Source organism: Acidovorax sp. M2(2025) (assembly GCF_049330835.1).
Classification (GTDB): Bacteria; Pseudomonadota; Gammaproteobacteria; order Burkholderiales; family Burkholderiaceae_C; genus Acidovorax.
The window spans coordinates 116,152-137,024 of the sequence record NZ_CP186262.1; the positions used below are offsets into that span (position 1 = coordinate 116,152).

The 20,873-nt window shown below is 69.0% G+C and carries 19 protein-coding genes; 7 read left to right on the forward strand and 12 right to left on the reverse strand.

The window, feature by feature from the left end:
- Positions 1-23 precede the first annotated feature (23 nt).
- The 6 genes from ACOYR3_RS00495 to sucC form a co-directional block, all read right to left on the reverse strand.
- Positions 24-2,285, reverse strand: a complete 2,262-nt coding sequence (locus tag ACOYR3_RS00495) for a CHASE2 domain-containing protein (protein ID WP_422844580.1) — start codon at positions 2,283-2,285, stop codon at positions 24-26.
- Positions 2,286-2,388: 103 nt separating this feature from the next.
- Positions 2,389-3,048 carry an FHA domain-containing protein gene (locus tag ACOYR3_RS00500; protein WP_422844581.1) on the reverse strand — a complete coding sequence of 220 codons (660 nt, stop codon included), beginning with the start codon at positions 3,046-3,048 and terminating at the stop codon, positions 2,389-2,391.
- A gap of 46 nt (positions 3,049-3,094) precedes the next feature.
- On the reverse strand, positions 3,095-3,883 hold the full coding sequence (locus ACOYR3_RS00505) for a Stp1/IreP family PP2C-type Ser/Thr phosphatase (protein WP_422844582.1): 789 nt from the start codon (positions 3,881-3,883) through the stop codon (positions 3,095-3,097).
- A 17-nt stretch (positions 3,884-3,900) separates the two neighbouring features.
- The gene (locus ACOYR3_RS00510; RefSeq protein WP_422844583.1) at positions 3,901-6,528 is read right to left on the reverse strand and encodes a CHASE2 domain-containing serine/threonine-protein kinase; all 2,628 of its coding nucleotides are present in this window, start codon (positions 6,526-6,528) and stop codon (positions 3,901-3,903) included.
- A gap of 382 nt (positions 6,529-6,910) precedes the next feature.
- Positions 6,911-7,807 (reverse strand): succinate--CoA ligase subunit alpha, encoded by an 897-nt coding sequence (gene sucD / locus ACOYR3_RS00515; protein WP_291484429.1) that lies wholly within the window; start codon positions 7,805-7,807, stop codon positions 6,911-6,913.
- Positions 7,808-7,822: 15 nt separating this feature from the next.
- Positions 7,823-8,983 (reverse strand): ADP-forming succinate--CoA ligase subunit beta, encoded by a 1,161-nt coding sequence (sucC, locus tag ACOYR3_RS00520; protein WP_422844584.1) that lies wholly within the window; start codon positions 8,981-8,983, stop codon positions 7,823-7,825.
- A gap of 209 nt (positions 8,984-9,192) precedes the next feature.
- Here sucC and argC point away from each other — a divergent pair, with 209 nt between their 5' ends.
- Positions 9,193-10,128, forward strand: a complete 936-nt coding sequence (gene argC, locus ACOYR3_RS00525) for an N-acetyl-gamma-glutamyl-phosphate reductase (protein ID WP_422844585.1) — start codon at positions 9,193-9,195, stop codon at positions 10,126-10,128.
- Between the two features lie 132 nt (positions 10,129-10,260).
- Complete coding sequence (locus ACOYR3_RS00530; RefSeq protein WP_422844586.1) at positions 10,261-10,728, forward strand: hypothetical protein; 468 nt, start codon at positions 10,261-10,263, stop codon at positions 10,726-10,728.
- Positions 10,729-10,740: 12 nt separating this feature from the next.
- Here the strand turns inward: ACOYR3_RS00530 and recX are convergent, their stop codons facing one another.
- Both recX and recA read right to left on the reverse strand, forming a co-directional pair.
- The gene (gene recX / locus ACOYR3_RS00535; protein ID WP_422844587.1) at positions 10,741-11,202 is read right to left on the reverse strand and encodes a recombination regulator RecX; all 462 of its coding nucleotides are present in this window, start codon (positions 11,200-11,202) and stop codon (positions 10,741-10,743) included.
- A gap of 90 nt (positions 11,203-11,292) precedes the next feature.
- The gene (gene recA / locus ACOYR3_RS00540; RefSeq protein WP_422844588.1) at positions 11,293-12,357 is read right to left on the reverse strand and encodes a recombinase RecA; all 1,065 of its coding nucleotides are present in this window, start codon (positions 12,355-12,357) and stop codon (positions 11,293-11,295) included.
- Between the two features lie 161 nt (positions 12,358-12,518).
- Between recA and ACOYR3_RS00545 the strand changes: the two genes are divergently transcribed.
- Positions 12,519-13,022, forward strand: coding sequence for a MarR family winged helix-turn-helix transcriptional regulator (locus ACOYR3_RS00545; RefSeq protein ID WP_422844589.1), 504 nt, complete (start codon positions 12,519-12,521; stop codon positions 13,020-13,022).
- Here ACOYR3_RS00545 and ACOYR3_RS00550 read toward each other — a convergent pair.
- Positions 12,995-13,954, reverse strand: a complete 960-nt coding sequence (locus ACOYR3_RS00550) for a LysR substrate-binding domain-containing protein (RefSeq protein WP_422844590.1) — start codon at positions 13,952-13,954, stop codon at positions 12,995-12,997. The genes ACOYR3_RS00545 and ACOYR3_RS00550 overlap by 28 nt on opposite strands.
- Positions 13,955-14,062: 108 nt before the next feature.
- On the opposite strand from ACOYR3_RS00550, the gene ACOYR3_RS00555 reads away from it, so the two are divergent.
- The 4 genes from ACOYR3_RS00555 to ACOYR3_RS00570 all read left to right on the forward strand — a co-directional run bounded on the left by ACOYR3_RS00555 (position 14,063) and on the right by ACOYR3_RS00570 (position 18,394).
- Positions 14,063-15,028, forward strand: coding sequence for a tripartite tricarboxylate transporter substrate binding protein BugE (locus ACOYR3_RS00555; protein WP_422844591.1), 966 nt, complete (start codon positions 14,063-14,065; stop codon positions 15,026-15,028).
- A 147-nt stretch (positions 15,029-15,175) separates the two neighbouring features.
- Positions 15,176-16,117, forward strand: coding sequence for an N-formylglutamate amidohydrolase (locus ACOYR3_RS00560; protein WP_422844592.1), 942 nt, complete (start codon positions 15,176-15,178; stop codon positions 16,115-16,117).
- A gap of 86 nt (positions 16,118-16,203) precedes the next feature.
- Entirely contained in the window at positions 16,204-16,878 is a 675-nt protein-coding gene (locus tag ACOYR3_RS00565; RefSeq protein WP_291484419.1) for a response regulator, read from the forward strand.
- 64 nt (positions 16,879-16,942) lie between these two features.
- On the forward strand, positions 16,943-18,394 hold the full coding sequence (locus ACOYR3_RS00570) for a sensor histidine kinase N-terminal domain-containing protein (protein WP_422844593.1): 1,452 nt from the start codon (positions 16,943-16,945) through the stop codon (positions 18,392-18,394).
- A gap of 142 nt (positions 18,395-18,536) precedes the next feature.
- On the opposite strand, the gene ACOYR3_RS00575 is transcribed toward ACOYR3_RS00570, so the two are convergent.
- The 3 genes from ACOYR3_RS00575 to ACOYR3_RS00585 all read right to left on the reverse strand — a co-directional run bounded on the left by ACOYR3_RS00575 (position 18,537) and on the right by ACOYR3_RS00585 (position 20,795).
- The gene (locus tag ACOYR3_RS00575) at positions 18,537-19,271 is read right to left on the reverse strand and encodes an SPOR domain-containing protein (protein ID WP_422844594.1); all 735 of its coding nucleotides are present in this window, start codon (positions 19,269-19,271) and stop codon (positions 18,537-18,539) included.
- Positions 19,272-19,350: 79 nt separating this feature from the next.
- Positions 19,351-20,241 (reverse strand): biotin--[acetyl-CoA-carboxylase] ligase, encoded by an 891-nt coding sequence (locus ACOYR3_RS00580; protein ID WP_422844595.1) that lies wholly within the window; start codon positions 20,239-20,241, stop codon positions 19,351-19,353.
- Positions 20,238-20,795, reverse strand: a complete 558-nt coding sequence (locus ACOYR3_RS00585; RefSeq protein WP_422844596.1) for an SET domain-containing protein — start codon at positions 20,793-20,795, stop codon at positions 20,238-20,240. Before ACOYR3_RS00585 ends, ACOYR3_RS00580 begins: the two co-directional genes overlap by 4 nt.
- Between the last annotated feature and the right edge of the window lie 78 nt (positions 20,796-20,873).

Sequence of the window (20,873 nt, forward strand, 5' to 3'; positions counted from 1 at the left end):
CTCAGGCGTTGGTTGTTCACGACTCACTTGGTATCAAAGCTGGTGGCGCCGTCCCAGTCGGGGTCCAAGGCCCGCCCCTGCAACGCCTGCAGGCGGGTGGCATACAGGCGGTAGAGTTCCCTGGCCGGCGCTACATGCTTCAGCTGGGTCAGCAGTGTCGCGCATTGTGACCAGTCCTGAGCGCGAAAAGCGGCCAGGCATTGTTGCCAAGTGTCTAATTCTTCCGCTTGCTGGAGGGTTTCGGCACCATGCAAGGCCACGGGTGAATAGATGGCCACGGCCTGGAGCTTGCCTTTGACCCGCACGCGGTCCAGTTCCTGCCAGGCAAACCCCGGTGCCTGGGCCCGGGTGCTTTCGCTGGCCACGGTGCGCACGCCGTAGTGCTTGGACAAGCCCTCCAGGCGCGACGCAAGGTTCACCGCGTCGCCAATCACGGTGTAGCTGCGGCGGATGTCCGAGCCCATGTCGCCGACGCACATGACGCCCGTGTTGATGCCGATGCCAATGCCGATCTCGGGAAGGCCGCGTGCGCGGTGGGTTGCGTTGACCTGGTCCACCGCCTCCTGCATGTCCAGTGCGGCGCGCACTGCCAGCTCCGCGTGCTGGGGTGTGGCCACGGGGGCGCCCCAGAAGGCCATCACGCAGTCGCCCATGTATTTGTCGATCGTGCCGCGGTGGCTGCGGATGGTGCGGGTAAGCCGGCTGAACACATCATTGAGCAGCGCCTGCAGCTGCACCGGCTCCATCTGCTCGGACAGGCTGGTAAAGCCCCGCATGTCGCAGAACATCACCGTGAGTTCCTGGCTCGTGGCCTGCATGCTGTACTTTTCGGGCCGCAGGACCATCTCGTCCACCAGCTCGGGCGGCACGTAGGTGCCGAACAGGGCGGCCAGGCCGCGCTTGGAGCGGCTCTCCACAAAATAGCCGTACACCATGTTGAGGGTGAAGGCCAGCACGGCCATGACGAGCACGGTGGCCAGGGGCAGCACCAGCCCCTGCGCAAGATAAAGCCACAGGTTGAGCCCCACCAGCACGGCGACAACGCCCGCCGTGACCAACATGGCGGACAGCGCGGGCAGCACGGGCAAAACCAGCGCGAGCAGCAGGCCGGTGCCCAGCAGCTGGGCGGCGTCGAAACCCAGCGCGTATTCGGGGCGCACGATGCTCTTGCCATCGAGGAAGGCGGACAGCATGTTGGCGTGGGTTTCCACGCCGGGGTAGGCCCGGCCGACCGGCGTGGCGCGCAGGTCCAGCAGGCCCTGGGCGGTGGAGCCCACCAGCACCGCACAGCCTTGCAGCTCGTTGGGGGCCAGACGGCCAGCCAGCACGTCCGAGGCGGCCAGGTACCGGAACGAGCCGCCGCGCACATCGCCTGGCCCCCGGAACGGAATCAGCGTTGCCAGCCGGTCGTCCACCGGGAGCGCCAGCTCGTGGCTTCCCTGGCGCAGCACCACGCTGCGCAACGTATCGTGCGTGCCCTGCGGCGTGGGCCGCGCGTAGTCGGGGTACACCTCGGGCTGGTCGAGCAAGGTCCGGAACATCGCCAGGGCCAGGGATTCATAGTACTTGCCGCCATGCTCGGCCAGCAGCGGCAATGACCGCACGATGCCGTCATCGTCGGTGATGGAGTTGAAGAACCCAGCGGCCGGCGCAGCGTCCGCCAGCTGCGGAATGTTGCTGCCATACCCGTTCCAGGCCGTGGCCGGCAAGGGCAGGCCGCGAAGCCGTTGCGTGGGCAGCGCGGGTGCGGGCAACACGCCCCGCGTCCTGCCGTCCCGGTCGCTGGTGAAGTAATACCCCAGGACGGCGGGCCGGCCCTGCAAGGCGCGGGCAAAGAGCGCGTCGTGGTCCAGCGACGGGGCCAGCCGCGCCAGCTGTTCCCGGAATGCGGGCTGGCCGCGCAGCGGCCCCTGGGCCAGCTGCTCCAGGCGGGCCAGGCCCGAACTGCCGTCCGCTTCCGCAAAGAGCACGTCGAAGCCGAGGACCGCCACCTGCTGGCGCTCGAACAGCTCCCGGGCCAGGGCCGCCAGCTTGTCCCGCCCCCAGGGCCAGTGGCCCACCTGCTCCAGGCTCTTCTCGTCAATGTCGACGATGACGATGCGCTCGTCCAACGTGCGCGGCATCGTGGCCCGCAGGCGGGCGTCGTAGATGATGTTGTCCAGCCGTTCCAGCACCTGCAGGTGCAAGACGTCTGCAATATGCAACAGCCCGAACACCAGCGGCAGCAAGGTGATGGCGGCGCGCCCCCTGTGGCGCCACAACAGCAGGTGCAGGCGCTGTCGCATGGGTGGGGATCAGGAATCGGGGCCGGTAGGAGCCCTGTGCCGGGCGTGGCAAAGGTGGCAGAGGGAGCGCCCCCCCGGGCCAGCAGGCCGGGCCCCGCGGCCCTCAGAGCTGCTGGAACTGCATTTCGGTGCCGGCCAGCTCCAGCAGGTCACCGTTTTTCAGGGGCACGGGCGACGACCCGATGGGAGCGCCGTTGAGCAACGGCATATCCGGGCCTTCCACATGCGCCAGCACAAAGCCCTGCAGACGTTTCGTGATCGAGGCCACGGCCACGCCGGGCTTGCCAATGGTGGTCACAACCTTCTGCAAGGACACTTCCCGCCCTGCGGCAGCGCCCGACATGACCCGGATGACGGCCGCCAGGGGGGGCGCAGCGGGCGGCTGGGGCATGGGCCGCGGCGCTGCGGCTGCCCCGCCCACCGGGGGCACCATGCCGGGCTTGAAGATCATCGTCTTCTCGAAGTTCTGTCCTTCGGTCTCGTTCAGGAAACGGATCTTGTACTTGCCGACCTCGATGGTGTCGCCGCTGCGCAGCTCCTGCCGCTTGACCGCCTTGGCATTGACATACGTTCCGTTGGTGCTGCCCAGGTCCTCAATCTCAACATCCTGGCCGGCCATGTGGATCACGGCGTGCTCACCGCTGATGGCGAGGTTGTCGATGACGATGTCGTTGTAGGGACGGCGGCCGAGCGTGGTGCGCTCCTTGGTCAGTTGCACTTCCTTGATGACGACCCCGTCGATTGAAACGATCATTTTGGGCATGATCCACTCCTGATGTAATGCGTAATGTTGTTGTAGTTGAGGCCACTCAAGCGGCACCGAGCAAACGGGACATAAGGCCCCGTTTCTTGCCTCCAGCGGTCGCCTGCACCAGCAGCACGCTCACGTTATCACGGCCACCGTTGGCATTGGCCGTGTCGATGAGTAATGTGGCTTTTTCCTCCAGGGACAAGGGCGCGCGCACCAGGTCCGCCAGGTCGTCGTCCGCCACCATGTCTGTCAGGCCGTCCGAGCACATCAGGAAAAGGTCGTTGGGAGCCACCTGAAATTCGTTGACTTCCATCTGGACGTTGGGCTCCACGCCCAGGGCGCGGGTGACGAGATTGCGGTTGCCCGAAAGCGCCGCCTGCTGCGCAGTGAGCAGGCCGGCATCCACCTGCTCCTGCAGCCAGGAATGGTCGCGGGTGATCTGCTGCAGGGCCCCGTCCCGCAGCCGGTAGCAGCGGGAATCGCCGATGTGCCCCAGGATGAGCCGGTTGCCATGGAAGACGCCCACCACCAGCGTGGTGCCCATGCCCGCGTACTGCGGGTTGGAGAGCGACGCGCCCAGGATGGCATGGTTGGCGTTCTCGACGCAGATCTCCAGCGCCCGGCGCACGTCGGTGGTCTGCGGGGAAGCGCCTGCCTGGGCCAGCCAGCGGGCCATCTCGGTGCGGATGAACGTGGTGGCCATGCCGCTGGCCACTTCGCCCGCGTTGTATCCGCCCATGCCGTCGGCCAGGATGGCGACCTGCGCATCGCGGTCCACCGCGACCGCGTCTTCATTGTTGGAGCGCACGCGCCCCTTGTCGGTACGCGCGAAAAATTCGTAGGTCATGGATGTGGAAGCGAGCGTCATCGGGCACCGGCCGCAGGCGTGGGGGAAAGGGGTGCGTCCCGGCCCGCCGGTGTTGCTGCCATCACGGTTTGGGTGGAATCCGCCATTTCATGCCCTGTTGCGTCGCGCCGTGCATCATAGTCGACTGCTTCTGCCCGCGAAGAGGGGGCCGGGGCCGCCAGCGCAGCGGCTTGCCGCAGGTCCGCCGCGAACTGCCGGCCGGTCTGGTAGCGGGCCTCGGGCCGCTTTTGCAGCGCCAGGGCCACGGCGCGCGCCACCGCCGCCGGCAGCTCCGGGCGCAGCTGGCGGACATCCGGCGCCTCCACGTTTGCGATCTTGTGCATGAGCTCCGGCATGGACTCGCCCCGCAGCGGCAGCGATCCGGTGAGCAGCTGGAAAAGGGTCACGCCCAGGGAGTACAGGTCGGACCGGCCGTCCACCTTTTTGCCCGCCAGCTGCTCGGGCGACATGAAGCTGGGCGTTCCCAGGACCAGGCCGGTGCGCGTCTTGCTCGCATCCGTGATGCGGGCGATCCCGAAGTCCGTCACCTTCACGGCATCGGTGGCGGGGTCGAACATGATGTTGGCGGGCTTGATGTCGCGGTGCACCACCTGGTGCGCGTGCGCGTAGTCCAGCGCGTCGGCCACGCGCGCCGCAATCGACAGCACGGTGGGCACGGGCAGCAGGTGCCCGCTGCGGCAGGCCTGGGCCAGGTCGGCCCCCTTGAGGAATTCCATGGCGATGTAGGCGAGGTCGTGCTCCTCGCCCGCATCAAAGATCGTCACGATGCAGGGATGCTGCAGGCGCCCCGCCGTTTCCGCTTCGCGGAAGAACCGGGCCCGGGCATCCACCAGCGCATGGCCTTCGAATTCCTCGGCGAGCGCCAGCGTCTTGATGGCGACCACGCGGCCGATCTTCGGGTCCCGGCCCAGGTAGACCACGCCCATGGCGCCCTTGCCGATTTCCTTTTCGATCTGGTAGCGGCCGAGCTGGGGCACCCCTACCGAAGCATCGCCGGCAAGGCGCGGGGCGGCTGCCGGCGGCACCGAGGCGGGCGTGCTCGACGGCGTGCCGGGGTCCTTGTGCAGCTGGGCGCGCACGCGCTTGTAGCGGGCATAGGCATCGCGGAAGCCCTTGTTGTGCTGCACGATGTGCTTGTACACCGACTTGGCCCGCGCGAGATTTCCCTTGCGCTCGAAGTCCTGGCCCAGGTGGTACAGGTTGTCCAGCAGCGCCTCGCTGGGCGGCAGCTTGCGCAAGCGCTCAAAGGCCTTGTCCAGCTGCCCCTGGCCGTGCAAGGCCAGTGCCAGCATGCGGTCCGCCTCGGCCGCCTCGCCCGCGTCCCGGCCGGTGCCGGATGCGGCGGCGCCGGGGGACCAGCGCAGCAGCCAGAGCATGGCCGTGCCCGACAGCAGCGCAAGAGCCCCGGGAACCAGGGCAACCGACAGGCCCGCATGGCGCAGCAATGCCCACTCGGCACCGACCAGCGCCACGGAAAGCCCGCCTCCCAGCGCGGCCCCTGCGGTGCGTGAAAGGCGCGTGAGCCCCCCGGCGATCCCCAGCAGCGCGGCCAGCGCCAGACCCCAGCCGGCGGCGTGCGCCCACACCGGCTGGCGCACGCCCATGCCGTGGCCCAGTGCGGCCACCGCGTGCGCAAGCGCCTCGACGGGCGCCATGGTGCCTGCGCCGCCCACCGTCCAGGGCGCGGCCAGGGTTCCACCGGTTTCACCCACCAGCACCACCTGGTCCTTGAAGCGCTGCGGTGGCGCCATGCCGCTCAGGACCTGCGCCAGCGGCACCACGGGAAACGGCCGGCCTGCGGCCTGCGGCGCCCCGTACCAGCGCGGCAGCATGCGGGCGACGGCATCGGTGGGCGTAAGCAGCCCGCCCACCTGAACCCCCGCGCGGGCTTCGTCCCACCGGACCTCCGCCGGCCCCAGGTGCAGGCTGTGGCGTGCGGCCAGCACGGCCAGCGAGGGGATGCCGACGTTGTCATAGCGCAGCAGGAGCGGAACGCGCCGAACCGTGCCGTCGCTGTCCGGCAGGGCTAGCCAGTGGCCGACCCCTGCCGCCGCGGCGCCTATCCGGTCGACGGGATGGCGCGCGGCCGTGGCGGGCACGGCAAAGGCGCCGGGGTCCGCCAGCGCGCTGCGCTGCGCAAACGGCGGCAGCGGCGAGGGCGTGGCGCCCTCCGCGACCGCATACTGCGACGCAAGAAACACGTTGCCGGCCCGCTGCAGGCTTTCGGCCAGGCGGGCATCGCCATCCAGCAAGCGGGTGCCTTCTTCGGCCGCGCGGCCCAGGTCCGCGGCAAGCGCCGAGGTGTCGCCACTGGCGGCAACCGTGGCGCGGATCTTCTGCAGGTAGGCCAGCCCGCTGCCCGACTGCGGCCCGTCCAGCGGGGGCAGCAAAACGACCGTCCGGGCGCCGGCAGCCGTGAGTGCATCGATCAGGCGGGCATACCCGGCGCGGGCTTCCGGCCCGCTTCCCAAGGCCGCCGCGCCCGCTTCGTCGATGCCGACCAGCGTGATTCCGGGTGGGGGTGGCGCGGCGCCGGCCGCCAGGGCGGCGTCGTAGAGCCGGTATTCCAGCTGCGCCAGGGCTCCGGTGGCGGCAGCAAAGGCCACGACCGCGGCAGCCGCCACGGCGGCACGCAACCCGTCGGCACGCCACGCGCCCCCCCTCGGTCCCGACAGTGTCCGTCCCACTTGCTCTTGGTCTCCACGCTGTATTGGGACACATTCAAGCAATATTTACGCCGGGGATTCGAGGCCCGCAAAGGCCCTGCAAGGCGGCCGGCGGGCCCGCGCGAGCGCCCGGGACGGCCTTTCTTGTCCGCCGACCGCGAACGTTTCCCGCGGGCGCTGCCATTTTTGTCACCACCCGGCGGACCGGCCGCCAGCGCGCACCGCAGGCTGGGCAGGGCCCAGAAAGTAAATAAGCGCCTGGAACCGGAGTTCCAGACGCTCGTTCAGCAGGCCGGGAGGGAAGGAAGCCCCCGGCCGGTCGGCCGTCAGGCCGGCTTGCTTACTTCAGCTGGGCCTTCAGCAGCTTGCCCAGTTCAGACGGGTTGCGCGTGATCACGAAGCCCGACTCTTCCATGATGGCCAGCTTGGCATCGGCCGTGTCAGCACCGCCAGAGATCAGCGCGCCGGCGTGGCCCATGCGCTTGCCGGGAGGCGCCGTCACGCCAGCGATGAAGCCCACCACGGGTTTCTTCATGTTGGCCTTGCACCATTGGGCGGCTTCGGCTTCGTCAGGACCGCCGATTTCGCCGATCATGATCACGGCGTCCGTGTCCGGATCGTCGTTGAAGGCCTTCATCACGTCGATGTGCTTGAGGCCGTTGATCGGGTCGCCACCGATACCGACGGCGCTGGACTGGCCCAGGCCCACTTCGGTCAGCATGGCCACGGCTTCATACGTCAGCGTGCCCGAGCGGGACACCACGCCGATACGGCCCTTGCGGTGGATGTGACCGGGCATGATGCCGATCTTGATTTCGTCAGGCGTGATCAGGCCGGGGCAGTTGGGGCCCAGCAGCAGGGTCTTCTTGCCGCCGGCAGCTTCCTTGGCCTTCATCTTGTTGCGCACCATCAGCATGTCGCGCACGGGAATGCCTTCGGTGATGCAGATGGCCATGTCCAGGTCGGCTTCCACGGCTTCCCAGATCGCGTCCGCAGCGCCTGCGGGCGGCACGTAGATCACCGACACGGTGGCGCCGGTCTGCTTTGCCGCTTCCTTGACCGAGGCGTAGATCGGGATGTTGAAGATGGACTCGCCGGCCTTCTTGGGGTTCACGCCCGCCACGAAGCAGTTCTTGCCGTTGGCGTATTCCTGGCACTTCTCGGTGTGGAACTGGCCGGTCTTGCCCGTGATGCCCTGGGTGATGACCTTGGTGTCTTTGTTGATGTAGATCGACATGTGTGTTCTCCGGGCTTACTTGACGGCAGCAACGATCTTGGTCGCGGCTTCGGCCATGGTGTCTGCGGCGATGATGGGCAGGCCGGACTCGGCCAGCATCTTCTTGCCCAGCTCTTCGTTCGTGCCCTTCATGCGCACGACCAGCGGCACGTTCAGGTTCACGGCCTTGCAGGCGGTGATCACGCCGGTGGCGATGGTGTCGCACTTCATGATGCCGCCGAAGATGTTGACCAGGATGCCCTTGACCTTGGGGTTCTTGAGCATGATCTTGAAGGCTTCGGTGACCTTCTCGGGGGTGGCACCGCCGCCCACGTCCAGGAAGTTGGCTGGCTCGCCGCCGAACAGCTTGATGGTGTCCATGGTGGCCATGGCCAGGCCGGCGCCGTTCACCAGGCAGCCGATGTTGCCGTCCAGGCTGATGTAGGCCAGGTCGAACTTGGAGGCTTCCACTTCGGCCGGATCTTCTTCGTCCAGGTCGCGGAAGGCCACGATTTCGGGGTGGCGGAACAGGGCGTTGGCGTCAAAGTTGAACTTCGCGTCCAGGGCCATCAGGTTGCCCTTGGAGTCGCAGTTCAGCGGGTTGATTTCCACCAGCGACGCGTCGGTTTCCATGTAGCACTTGTAGATCTTGGCGAAGATGTCCACGGCTTGGTCGATGGAAGCGCCGGTCAGGCCGATGGCTGCGGCCACCTTGCGGCTTTGCGCTTCGGTGATGCCGACCAGCGGGTCGATCATCTCGGTGACGATCTTCTCGGGCGTGGAGTGGGCCACTTCCTCGATGTCCATGCCGCCTTCGCTCGAGGCGATCAGGGCCACCTTCTGCGTGGCGCGGTCGGTGACCAGCGACACATACAGTTCGTTCTTGATGTCGGCGCCGTCTTCGATGTACAGGCGGCGGACCTTCTGGCCTTCGGGGCCGGTCTGGTGCGTGACCAGCTGCATGCCCAGGATTTCGCTGGCGCGTGCCTTCACGTCGTCAATGGTCTTGGCAACCTTCACGCCGCCGCCCTTGCCACGGCCACCGGCGTGGATCTGGGCCTTCACAACCCACACGGGGCCGCCGAGCTTCTGGGCTGCTTCCACGGCTTCTTGCACCGTGAATGCGGGAATGCCGCGCGGAACGGGCACACCAAAATTGCGCAAGATTTCCTTGCCTTGGTATTCGTGAATCTTCATGAGGTCTCTCTCAGGAATGGTGGGTTTACCCGTTTGCCATGATTGGAAATGTCTGGCCGCGGGCATGGGACATGGCAACCCACGACTGTATCATGCTGCAATGCACCATCCTTTTGCAGGCCTTACAGTCGGGGGTGGTGCCCGCAGGCCCCCGGGTCATCCCTGCCCGGGGCGCCTCGGAGCCTGTGCCACGTCCACCAGGAGCAACCATGTCCCATAAAGTCTTTATCGATGGCGAAGCCGGCACCACAGGTCTGCAGATCCGTGAACGCCTGCAGACCCTGCCGCAGATCGAACTGGTGAGCATTGCCCCCGAACTGCGCAAGGACCCTGCCGCCAAGCGCGACCTGGTCGCCGGGGTGGACCTGGTGGTGCTGTGCCTGCACGACGATGCAGCGCGCGAGACCGTGGCCATGGTGGATGCCATCACGCAAAGCACCGGCCGGAAGATCAAGATCATCGACGCCAGCACCGCCCACCGCACGGCGCCGGGCTGGGTGTTCGGGTTTCCCGAGCTGGCCCCCGGGCAGGCCCAGGCGGTGGCCCAGTCAGACCGCGTGGCCAACCCCGGCTGCTATGCCACCGGCGCCATTGCGCTGCTGCGCCCGCTGGTGGACGCCGGGCTGCTGCCCGCCGACTTTCCGGTGGCCCTGCCCTCGGTCAGCGGCTATTCGGGCGGCGGGCGCACCATGATCGAGGCCTACGAGGCCGGCACGGCGCCGCTGTTCGAGGCCTACGCCCTCACGCTCAAGCACAAGCACCTGCCCGAGATCATGCGCTACACGGGCCTCACCCGGCGACCCATCTTCGTGCCGGCCGTGGGCAATTTCCGCCAGGGCATGCTGGTGCAGCTGCCGCTGCACCTGGACACGCTGCCGGGCGCGCCCAAGGCGGCCGACCTGCACGACGCCCTGGCCGCGCACTACGCCAAGACCAACACGCCCGAGCAATGGGTGAGCGTGCTGCCCCCCACCGAGGACGGCAAGCTCGACGCCACCGCGCTCAACGACACCAACAAGCTGGAGCTGCGGGTGTTCGGCAATGAGGAATACCGCCACGCCGTGCTGTTGGCGCGGCTGGACAACCTGGGCAAGGGCGCCAGCGGCGCCGCGGTGCAGAACCTGCGCCTGATGCTGGGGGCGTGACCGGCACGCGGACGCAGGAGCGGGCGCGGTTCCGGCGTCTGCCGTAGCCGCAACGGGCACCCGTCCGACAAGGGACGCGCGCAGGGCCTTCTACCGTGGGCCCTGCTGCCAACCACCCTTGCAAGGACTGCCATGAATGCCCCGCCCGACGACCGCCCGCTTCCACACGCCACCGCCACGGCGCGGCCCAGCGCCCCCGCGCCGCGCCCGACCAGCGGACGCGAGAACAAGGGGCTGATGGCCTTCTTCATTGCCGCGGCCGTGCTGGCGCTGCTGATCGTGCTGGGGTTCAACCTGCTGGGCCCCGAAGGCGCCTCGCGCACCGGCGTGGGCGACGGCCCGGCGCAGTCCACCGCGGGGCCCACCACGGGAGGCCCCAGCCCTGGCGCGGACCGCTCTTCTGCGGGCGGCGCCGCTCCCACCGGCGCAACAGCGCCCACCGTGGAGTCGCCAGCACCCCAGGCCGCCGATACCCCCACCGCCGCCGGCCGAGAAAGCGTGGGCGCTCCCAAGGGCGGGGCGCTCCAGTCCGGCAACAACGTGCCCGAAGGCCTGAGCGGCCAGGGCGCCGCCGGCCAGGCGCCACCGACCTCGCGCTAGGGATAGTCGGCGCTACGCTTCAGGCTCCGGCGCTTCGCCGCGCACCACGCGGCGCACGATGTCCCCCGAGAAACCGCGCGCCGCCAGAAAGCGGCTTTGCCGCGCCCATTCGCGCGCATCGTCCCCCGGGGGCGTGCCGAACTTGCGCAGCCACAGGGCGTGGGCACGCTGGAACTCGCTGGATTTGAGGCCCGCCACGGCCTGCTGCACGGCCTCGGACGCAATGCCCTTGGCTTGCAGTTCCTGGCGCAGGCGCGCCGCGCCCAGCTGGCCGGCACGGCGGTGCAGCACGGACTCCACCACACGGCTTTCGCTGATGAAGCCCTTGGCCTGCAGGTCGTGCAGGACCGCCGCAAGGTCGTCACCCTCCTGCACGTGGCGCGCCAGCTTGCGGCGCAGTTCCTCCAGCGAATGCTCGCGCTGGCTCAGCAGCCGCAGCGCGCGGCCTTTGAGCGAGAGGGTGGGGGCTGCCATCGGGCCTCGATTATCAAAAATGATAGCTGCCAGCGCTTGACTGGCAAGCGCTGGAGGCCAATTTGACCATTACGGCGCAGTGCGCGCCGGTCAGTCGGCGCTGCCGCCGGCCTGGGCCGCGGCGGGGGGCAGGAGCGCAATGCCCAGCCCTTCGCGCACCTTGTTCTCGATTTCCATGGCCAGCTCCGGGTTCTCGCGCAGGAACTCGCGGGCGTTGTCGCGGCCCTGGCCGATCTTCTCGCCGTTGTAGGCGTACCAGGCGCCGCTCTTCTCGATGACCTTGGCGTTGACGCCCATGTCGATGATCTCGCCCTCGCGGCTGATGCCCTCGCCGAAGAGGATGTCGAACTCGGCCGTCTTGAAGGGCGGGCTCACCTTGTTCTTGACCACCTTGACCTTGGTCTCGTTGCCGATGGCTTCCTCGCCCTTCTTGATGGTGCCGGTGCGGCGGATGTCCAGGCGCACCGAGGCGTAGAACTTCAGCGCATTGCCGCCGGTGGTGGTTTCGGGGCTGCCGAACATCACACCGATCTTCATGCGGATCTGGTTGATGAAGATGACCATGCAGTTGGTCTTCTTGATGGTGGCGGTGAGCTTGCGCAGCGCCTGGCTCATCAGGCGGGCCTGCAGGCCGGGCAGGGCGTCGCCCATCTCGCCTTCGATTTCGGCCTTGGGCGTCAAGGCGGCCACCGAGTCGATGACGATCAGGTCCACCGCGCCCGAGCGCACCAGGCTGTCCACGATTTCCAGCGCCTGCTCGCCGGTGTCGGGCTGGCTGATGAGCAGGTCGGGCACGTGCACGCCCAGCTTTTGCGCGTACTGGATGTCCAGCGCGTGCTCGGCATCGACGAAGGCGCAGGTGCCGCCCTGCTTTTGCATCTCGGCAATGACCTGCAGCGTGAGCGTGGTCTTGCCCGACGATTCAGGGCCGTAGATCTCGATCACCCGGCCGCGGGGCAGGCCGCCCACGCCCAGGGCGATATCCAGGCCCAGCGAGCCGGTGGAGACGACCTGGATGTCCTCGATGGCCTCGCCTTCGCCCAGGCGCATGATGGTGCCCTTGCCGAACTGCTTCTCGATCTGTGCGAGCGCGGCCGCCAGGGCCTTGGCCTTTTCACTGTTGGCGGGATTGTTGCCCTTGACTGCGACGTCCATGAGAAAACTCCTTGAAAAACAACGGGTTGGATGGCTGCACCGCTCTGCAATTAATCACAGTCTGGATGCTTGAACAGTAGTTTAGGGGCGGCTATCTGCATTTCCAACCATTTTTTAGTCAGTTTAGCTGACCAAATGCCGGGCCTGCGCCACAATGCGCCATGGCCTTCGACACCTCCCTGACCCGCCCCGTGGACGACGGCTGGCGCCAGACGCACCTGGGCCGCCTGCTGGGCCACGCCATGCGCCGGTTTGACGCGCGGGTGCTGCAGCTCATGGCGCGCGCCGTGGAGGTGCCGCTGGCGCTGTCCAACCTGGCAGCGCGCGACCAGGTCACGGCCGCGCACGTGCACATCACCCGGCACCTGTCGCTGCAGGGCGACCGCCTGACCGACCTGGCGCAGCGCGCGGGCATGACCAAGCAGGCCATGGCCGACCTGGTGGACCAGTGCGTGGCCTGGGGCCTGGTCACCCGCGCGCCGGACCCGCGCGACGCCCGCGCCCGGCGCGTGTGCTTCACGCCCACCGGGCTCGCGTGGCTGGCGGCGTTCCAGGCCGCGGTGGCGCAGGCCGAGGCCGAGTTCCGCGAGGAGGTGGGCCCGGAAGTGGCCACGGTGGTGGCGCTGGGCCTGGAGGCCTACGCGGGCGCGGCCGGCGGCGACTGAGGGGCCGGCGCCGCGGCTTCCGCCGACTGCAGCAGCCACTGCCGGAAGCACCGCAGCGCGTGCACCTGGGTGCGCCCCTCGGGGTAGCAGAACCAGTAGCCCAGCTCACTGGCGTAGCCGCTGGTGGGGGCCGGGGTGCCCTCGAACACGGGCTCGCGCACCAGCCCGGCCGTGATCTCGTCCTGCACCAGGCAGCGCGGCACCAGCGCCAGGCCCATGCCGGCCATCACCGCGCGGATCATGGTCTGGAACTGGTCGAACTGCGGGCCGGCCAGCGGGTCCACCAGGCCGGCCACGCCATGCGTTTCGCTCCAGCGCAGCCAGGCGTCGGGCACGGTGACGTGGCGCAGCAGGGTCTGCCGGGCCAGGTCGCGCGGGTGGTTCAGCGGCCAGTCGGCCACCCTGGTGCGCGGGGCGATCAACGCCACGTCGCGCCCGGTGATGTAGTGGGCATGGGCGCCGGGCCAGTGGCCGTCGCCAAACAGGATGGAGCAGTCCAGCTCCGGCCGCTCGAAGTCGTAGCTGTGCACGTAGGGCACGAAATGCAGTGTGATCTGCGGGTGCAGCTGCTGGAACTGCGGCAGCCGCGGAATCAGCCACTTGGCGCCAAAGGTGGGCAGGCTGGACAGGTGCAGCGCGCCGCCGCCGTCGTCGCTGGTGATCAGCTCCAGCGTGGCCGCCTCCAGCTGGGCCAGCACCGCCCGCACGGCCTTTTCATAGCGCTCGCCGGCGGGCGTCAGGGCCAGGCGCTTGCGGCTGCGCTCGAACAGCGGCACACCCACCCAGGTCTCCAGTTCCTTCACCTGCTTGCTGACCGCGCTTTGCGTGAGGTGCAGCGCCTCCGCGGCGCGGGACACGCCGCCGAACCGGGTCACGGTGGAAAACGCGCGCAGCAGATGCAGCGGCGGAGCCAGACGGCGCAGGGAGGACATGGTAAGTACTCAAATCATTCCAAATGGGAATGTTATCAGGCACATCCGTTGCTTGGTCAAGACCACCCATTCTTTTAACCTTGCTGTTCTTCAAAGGAGAAATACCCCATGCAACGCCGTCACCTGCTTTCTGCACTGGCCGCCGCGTCTTTCGTTCCTGGAATGTCTTTGGCGCAAGAGGGCAAGCCCCTGCGCATCATCGTTCCCTTCCCGCCCGGTGGCGCCACCGACATCACGGCGCGCAGCCTGCAGGAATCGCTGGCCCGCATCCTCAAGCAGCCGGTGGTGCTGGACAACCGCGGCGGCGCGGGCGGCTCCATCGGCATGGCCGAAGTGGCGCGGGCCCCGGCCGATGGCCTGACGCTGGGCGTGGCCACGCTGTCCACCCACGGGGTGAACCCCGCCGTGTTCAGCAAGCTGCCCTACCAGCCGCTCAAGGACTTCGTGGGCGTGACCGAGATCGTCAAGGCGCCGGGCGTGGTGGTGATCAACCCGGCCGTGCTGCCGGTGAAGGACTTTGCCGACCTGGTGAAGCACCTCAAGGCCAACCCCGGCAAGGTGTCGTACGCCACGCCGGGCAACGGCACCATCGGCCACATGTGGGGCGAGCTGTTCAAGAGCAGCACGGGCACCTCGATGGTGCACATTCCCTACCGTGGCGCGGGCCCGGCCATCAACGACGTGCTGGCCGGCCAGGTGGCGGTGTACTTTGACCAGGTGGCCTCCTCGCTGCCGCACATCAAGGCCGGCAAGCTCAAGGCCCTGGCCGTGTCCTGGCCGGGGCGGCTTGATGTGCTGCCCGACGTCCCCACCTATGCCGAGCTGGGCTACAAGCAGGCCAACGAGCCGTCGTGGTTCGGCCTGGTGGCCCCGGCCGCCACGCCGCAGGCGGTCGTGGACCGCATCCAGCAGGCGGTGGCCCAGGCCCTGAAGGAGCCCGCCGTGCGCGATCGCCTGGCGGGCCAGGGGCTGTACCCCTCGGGCACCACGTCCAAGGAATTCAACGCCCAGATCGTCCGGGAAATCGAGAAGATGAAACGGGTGGCCGAATTCGCCAAGATATCGCTCGACTGAACCGATGAACCCAGGGCAGGGGTGGCGGCAACGCCTCCCCGCCCCAGGCCTTGAGCCGGACCCCAGGCATCCCGTTGGCGGATAACCCTGGGCGCATTCCGGTCTGGGCGGCCCGGCCTGCCGCCCCCCTTTGCGCACACTCTGCCTATGCATGCAGCCTTGAAACTGATCCACCACCGATTCCAGCACGCCCAGCCCGGAGCCACCGGCTCGCCCGGCCAGGCGGCACCGGCCGCCCGTGCCGACGTCCGCACGGTGAGCGCCGTTCCCGGCAGCACCCCGCTGGTGCTCGACTCGCCGCACAGCGGCACCCACTATCCCGACGACTTCGGCTCCGCGTGCGACCTGCCCACGCTGCGCCGCGCGGAAGACACCCATGTCGAGAAGATCTACGCCTTCGCCCCGGCGCTGGGCGTGGCCTGGATCGAAGCCCATTTCCCGCGCATCTACCTCGACGCGAACCGCGACACCACCGAGCTCGATACCTCCCTGCTCGACGGCCCCTGGCCCGACCCCATCTCCACCGACCCCCGCGTGCTCAGCAAGGTGCGCCTGGGCAAGGGCTTGATCTGGAAATTCACCGACGACGGCGAGCCCATCTACAACCGCCTGCTGTCCGTTCAGGAAGTGCGCGCGCGCATCGACCGCTGCTGGCGCCCCTACCACGCCGCCGTGGCCCAGGCCATTGACGCGGCGCATGCGCGCCACGGCTACAGCATCCACCTCAACTGCCACTCGATGCCCGCCGTGTCGGGGCGCTTTGCCACCGATTTTCCCGGCCTGGTGCATGCCGACTTCGTCGTGGGCGACCGCGACGGCAGCACCGCCAGCCCGGCGCTGGCCGCGCTGGTCTGCGAACACCTGCGGGAGCGCGGCTACAGCGTGGAATACAACCACCCCTACAAGGGCGTGGAGCTGGTGCGCCGCTACGGCAACCCGGCCCAGCACCGCCACAGCATCCAGGTCGAGATCAACCGCAAGCTCTACATGGACGAGCGCACGCTGGCGCAGGACCCGGCCGGCATGGCGCGGCTGCAGGCCGATCTGCAGGCGCTGGTGCACAAGCTGCTGGCGCACGATCCCCGCTGATCCAGCGCATCCGGGCCGGGCTGCCGGCGCCTAAAATCGGGGCACAGGCGCGGCACCAGACCGCGCCGCCGACCCAGGAGACCCGGATGCGCATTCTCATTGCCGAAGACGACCAGGTGCTGGCCGATGGCCTGCTGCGCACGCTGCGGGCCTCCGGCGCGGTGGTGGACCACGTGGCCAGCGGCACCGAGGCCGACGCCGCGCTGCTGACCAACAACGAGTTCGACCTGCTCATCCTGGACCTGGGGCTGCCCAAGCTGCACGGGCTGGAAGTGCTCAAGCGGCTGCGCGGCCGGGGCTCGGCGCTGCCGGTGCTCATCCTCACCGCCGCCGACAGCGTGGAGGAGCGCGTCAAGGGCCTGGACTTCGGGGCCGACGACTACATGGCCAAGCCGTTCTCGCTGCAGGAGCTGGAAGCCCGCGTGCGCGCCCTCACGCGCCGGGGCATGGGCGGCACCAGCAGCGCCATCAAGCACGGCCCGCTGGTGTACGACCAGGCCGGCCGCGTGGCCACCATCGACGGCAAGATGATCGAGCTCTCGGCCCGCGAGCTGGGCCTGCTGGAGGTGCTGCTGCAGCGCGCCGGCCGCCTGGTCAGCAAGGAACAGCTGGTGGAGCGCCTGTGCGAGTGGGGCGAAGAAGTGAGCAACAACGCCATCGAGGTCTACATCCACCGCCTGCGCAAGAAGATCGAGGGCGGGCCCATCCGCATCGCCACGGTGCGCGGGCTCGGGTACTGCCTCGAAAAAATCCCGGGTTAGCTCCTAATTTGATAGCTGCTTGCGCTGGAACTGCAAGCGCTAGAGGCCAAAAAGGCTTGAAAACTTGAAAATCTTCCAGCGAGAGCAGCGCTCCCTCTTCGGCGAGATCCTCGACTGGATGCTCACGCCGCTCTTGCTGCTGTGGCCCGTGAGCCTGGCGCTCACCTGGCTGGTGGCGCAGGGCCTGGCCAACAAGCCGTTCGACCGGGCGCTGGAATACAACGCCCACGCCCTGGCCCAGCTGGTGAGCGTGGCCGGCAACAAGGTGCAGTTCAACCTGCCCCAGCCCGCCAGCGAAATCCTGCGCGCGGACGATTCCGACATCGTCTACTACCAGGTGCTGGGCCCGGGCGGCGAATTCCTCTCCGGCGAGCGCGAGCTGCCCGAGCCCCCCGCCGAGGAGGTGCCCACCTCGGGCGAGGTGCGGCTGCGCGACGGCGAGATGCGCGGCATCGAGATCCGCGTGGCCTACATCTGGGTGCGCCTGCCGCTGCCCGACACGCCCATGGCGCTGGTGCAGGTGGCCGAGACGCGCGAAAAGCGCAGCGTGCTGGCCACCGAAATCATCAAGGGCGTGATGCTGCCGCAGTTCGTCATCCTGCCGCTGGCCGTGCTGCTGGTGTGGCTGGCGCTGGCACGCGGCATCCAGCCGCTGAACCAGCTGGAGCAGCGCATCCGCGCCCGCAACCCCGACGACCTCTCGCCCCTGGACGACCGCACCGTGCCGCTGGAAGTGGCGCCGCTGGTGGCCTCGGTGAACGACCTGCTCACCCGCCTGAACGACTCGCTGGCCACGCAAAAGCGCTTCCTGGCCGACGCCGCGCACCAGCTCAAGACGCCGTTGGCGGGCCTGCGCATGCAGGCCGACCTGGCCCAGCGCGAGGGCACCAGCACCGAGGAGCTCAAGCGCTCGCTGCAGCAAATTGGCCGCTCCAGCATCCGCGCCACGCACACCGTCAACCAGCTGCTGGCCCTGGCGCGCGCCGAAGGCAGCGGCGTGGGCATTGCGCGCCAGCCTTGCGACCTGGCGCGGCTGGTGATCGAGGTGGTGCGCGACTCGGTGCCGCGCGCGCTGGACAAGCACATCGACCTGGGCTACGACGGTGCCGAGCCCGGTTCCCCCGGCGTGCTGCTGGACGGCAACCCCACGCTGCTCAAGGAACTGGTGCGCAACCTGCTCGACAACGCCATCAACTACACGCCGTCAACCCCCGCCAAGCCCGGCGTGGTCACCGCCCGCGTGCTGGCCGACACGTTCGGGCATGTGCTGCTGCTGCAGGTGGAAGACTCCGGCCCCGGCGTGCCCGAGGCCGAGCGCGAACTGGTCTTCCAGCCCTTCTACCGCGCCCTGGGCAGCGAGGCCGACGGCTCGGGCCTGGGCCTGCCCATCGTGCTGGAGATCGCGCGCAAGCACGGCGCCGAGGTCACGCTGGAAGACGCGCGGCCAGGCCAGAACCCGCCCGGGGCACGGTTCAGCGTGCGGTTTGCGGCGCGGGACACGGCCGCGGACGCCTGAGTGCCTGAGTGCCTGAGTGCCTGAGTGCCTGAGTGCCTGAGTGCCTGAGTGCCTGAGTGCCTGAGTGCCTGAGTGCCTGAGTGCCTGAGTGCCTGAGTGCCTGAGCGCCTGAGCGCCTGAGCGCCGCGCCGCACCGCCGCCCTCAGCCGCAGGCCCGCAGCGTCTTGCCCGCCATGGCGGGGCGCAGCGCGTCGAGCTGGGGCCGCAGCGCGTCGTTCACGGCGGGCAGGCGCAGGGTGAAGCCGGCGGACTCGGGACGCTCCTGGATCACGCGGGCCGTGCGCACACCGCGGTTGCCCAGGTTGGCCAGCTCGCGCTCGGCCGCGTCCTTGGAGGAAAAGCGGCCCAGCGACAGGCCGTATTCCAGCGTGCCGCCCGCGCGGTCGTGATCCACCTTGCGGGCGCGCAGTTCGGCGCGCTTGCGGTCCAGCGTCTCCAGGTCGTCAAAGCGGCCCATGTACACCATCCACCGCCCCCCGACGGGGGTGGGCTCCAGCGACCAGCTGCCCTGCGGCAGCGCGGCCGCGGCGGTGCGCAGCGCCTCGGCCTGGCGCTCGTCGAACACGCCGGCCTGCAGGCATTCGGCGGCATCGGATGGCGCGGCGGCTGCCGGCGCCTCGCCCCCCGCAGGAGCGGACCCCGCCGACGCGGCGGCCGTGGAGGCGGCCGCGGCCGACGAGGGCGCGGGTGCGGAAGAGGACGTCTTGCTGGGGTTCACGCGCAGGATCTGCAGCGTCTCGGGCCGGATCTGCTGCTCCATGCGCTGCGGCTCCGCCTGCTCCTCGGGCGCAAAGCCCCAGTCCTTGAGCAGGCCTTGCGACCACGCGTAGTAGCCCGCGTTGGCCAGCAGCAGCGCGGCAAGGGCTAAGCGCAGCATGGCGGCCTTTCATTCAGGAGGCACGGGCGGGAGGGGCCTTGCCAAGGGCGCATTGCGGGGCGCATGCTGCGGGCGGGCGTCATGCCACGGGCCTCACGCTGAGTTCCGCGCTGGTGATGGCCTGCATGCCACCGGCCGTGTGCACCAGCAGGGCGCCATCGTCCCCCACGCCGTGGGCCGTGCCGGCCTGGCCGTCGCTCAGCGTCACGGCGCGGTCCCGCAGCACGTCGCGCAGCGCAAAGCGGGGCTGCACCGGGCCGAACCCGTACAGCTCGAAGCCCTGCAGCATGCCCACCAGCGCGGGCACGATGCGCAGCAGCGCCGTGGGGGCGTCCAGGCCGGGCTCCACCTCCTGCAGGCTGGCGGGCGGCAGGCTCAGGCCCTCGCCGCTGCGCGGCAGCACGTTGAGGCCGATGCCCACGACCACATAGCGGGCCGTGCTGGCGGGGGCTGCCGCGCCCGGCGCGGACCCGGCGGCCTGCGGGGCGACGAAGCTTGCCGTTTCCACCAGGATGCCGCCCAGCTTGCGGTCGCCGGCGGCGCCGGACAGCCACAGGTCGTTGGGCCATTTCAGGCCCACCCGCGCAGGCCCGGCAGCGCCCGGCGGGGGCAGCACCGGCTGCAGGCTCTCGGCCACGCTCACCCCCACCGCCAGCGACAGGCCGGACCAGTCGCGCGGGGCCAGCGGCAGGCCCAGCGACATCATCAGGGAGGGCAGGGGCGCTGCGGTGGCGCCACGGTCTGCCGCGCCCCCCTGCCACACCCGCCCCAGGCGGCCGCGCCCGGCGGTCTGCTGCTCGGCCACCAGCAAGGTCGGCTCGCACCGGCCCGCGCGGGCACGGCGCATCAGTTCGGTGTTGGTGGAGTCGATGGTGGGCAGCACCTCCACGGTAAAACCCGGCAACAGCGGTGACACGGTTTGCCACAGCGCCTCGGCGGGCCAGCGGGTGACCGGGGTGGAGGACATCATGGGCGGCGGCCGGGGGTGCGCGACGGCTGGGCCGGACGGGCGGGCGGCAGCGGCACGGGCGGCGCCCAGCCCCGCTTGGGGGCGAGCAGCGTGCCGCGGCAGTTCTTGCTGCCGCACCAGCAGGGGTATTCGGCCTTGAGCTTCTTGGTGTAGCGCTCCTCGATGATGAGGCCGTAGTCGTAGTTGAGCTCTTCCCCCGCCTTGATATTGCGCAGCGCGGTGATGAAAATGCGCCCGTCCCGCTCGTCGGCATAGCAGTTGGGGTCGCAGCTGTGGTTGATCCAGCGGGCGGAGTTGCCGCCGAACTTTGCGTCGATCACGCGGTCTTCATCGACATGGAAGTAAAACGTGTGGTTGGGTTGCAGCGGATCGTGCGGGTGCCGGTCCTGCGCCTCCTGCCAGCTGATCACCTCGCCGGTGTACTCGATGAGCACCTCGCCTTCGGCGATGTCCTGCACGGCGAACACGCCCTTGCCGTGGACGCCCGAGCGCCGGGTCTGGATGCGGCGGCCCGGGGGAATGCTGGGGACGGCGGACGGTGCGGAGCGGGGCATGGCAAAAACTCTGTTAACTTGAATATGCACACATGCATGCGCGTGCGCGTGTACGCGTGAGGCAACGAATTGTAGAAG

Bases quoted from the DNA above. Each gene is read 5' to 3' on its own strand.
- ACOYR3_RS00495 (WP_422844580.1), bottom strand. From the start codon at position 2,285: ATGCGACAGCGCCTGCACCTGCTGTTGTGGCGCCACAGGGGGCGCGCC.
- ACOYR3_RS00500 (WP_422844581.1), bottom strand. From the start codon at position 3,048: ATGCCCAAAATGATCGTTTCAATCGACGGGGTCGTCATCAAGGAAGTG.
- ACOYR3_RS00505 (WP_422844582.1), bottom strand. From the start codon at position 3,883: ATGACCTACGAATTTTTCGCGCGTACCGACAAGGGGCGCGTGCGCTCC.
- sucD (WP_291484429.1), bottom strand. From the start codon at position 7,807: ATGTCGATCTACATCAACAAAGACACCAAGGTCATCACCCAGGGCATC.
- sucC (WP_422844584.1), bottom strand. From the start codon at position 8,983: ATGAAGATTCACGAATACCAAGGCAAGGAAATCTTGCGCAATTTTGGT.
- argC (WP_422844585.1), top strand. From the start codon at position 9,193: ATGTCCCATAAAGTCTTTATCGATGGCGAAGCCGGCACCACAGGTCTG.
- ACOYR3_RS00530 (WP_422844586.1), top strand. From the start codon at position 10,261: ATGAATGCCCCGCCCGACGACCGCCCGCTTCCACACGCCACCGCCACG.
- recX (WP_422844587.1), bottom strand. From the start codon at position 11,202: ATGGCAGCCCCCACCCTCTCGCTCAAAGGCCGCGCGCTGCGGCTGCTG.
- recA (WP_422844588.1), bottom strand. From the start codon at position 12,357: ATGGACGTCGCAGTCAAGGGCAACAATCCCGCCAACAGTGAAAAGGCC.
- ACOYR3_RS00545 (WP_422844589.1), top strand. From the start codon at position 12,519: ATGGCCTTCGACACCTCCCTGACCCGCCCCGTGGACGACGGCTGGCGC.
- ACOYR3_RS00550 (WP_422844590.1), bottom strand. From the start codon at position 13,954: ATGTCCTCCCTGCGCCGTCTGGCTCCGCCGCTGCATCTGCTGCGCGCG.
- ACOYR3_RS00555 (WP_422844591.1), top strand. From the start codon at position 14,063: ATGCAACGCCGTCACCTGCTTTCTGCACTGGCCGCCGCGTCTTTCGTT.
- ACOYR3_RS00560 (WP_422844592.1), top strand. From the start codon at position 15,176: ATGCATGCAGCCTTGAAACTGATCCACCACCGATTCCAGCACGCCCAG.
- ACOYR3_RS00565 (WP_291484419.1), top strand. From the start codon at position 16,204: ATGCGCATTCTCATTGCCGAAGACGACCAGGTGCTGGCCGATGGCCTG.
- ACOYR3_RS00575 (WP_422844594.1), bottom strand. From the start codon at position 19,271: ATGCTGCGCTTAGCCCTTGCCGCGCTGCTGCTGGCCAACGCGGGCTAC.
- ACOYR3_RS00580 (WP_422844595.1), bottom strand. From the start codon at position 20,241: ATGATGTCCTCCACCCCGGTCACCCGCTGGCCCGCCGAGGCGCTGTGG.
- ACOYR3_RS00585 (WP_422844596.1), bottom strand. From the start codon at position 20,795: ATGCCCCGCTCCGCACCGTCCGCCGTCCCCAGCATTCCCCCGGGCCGC.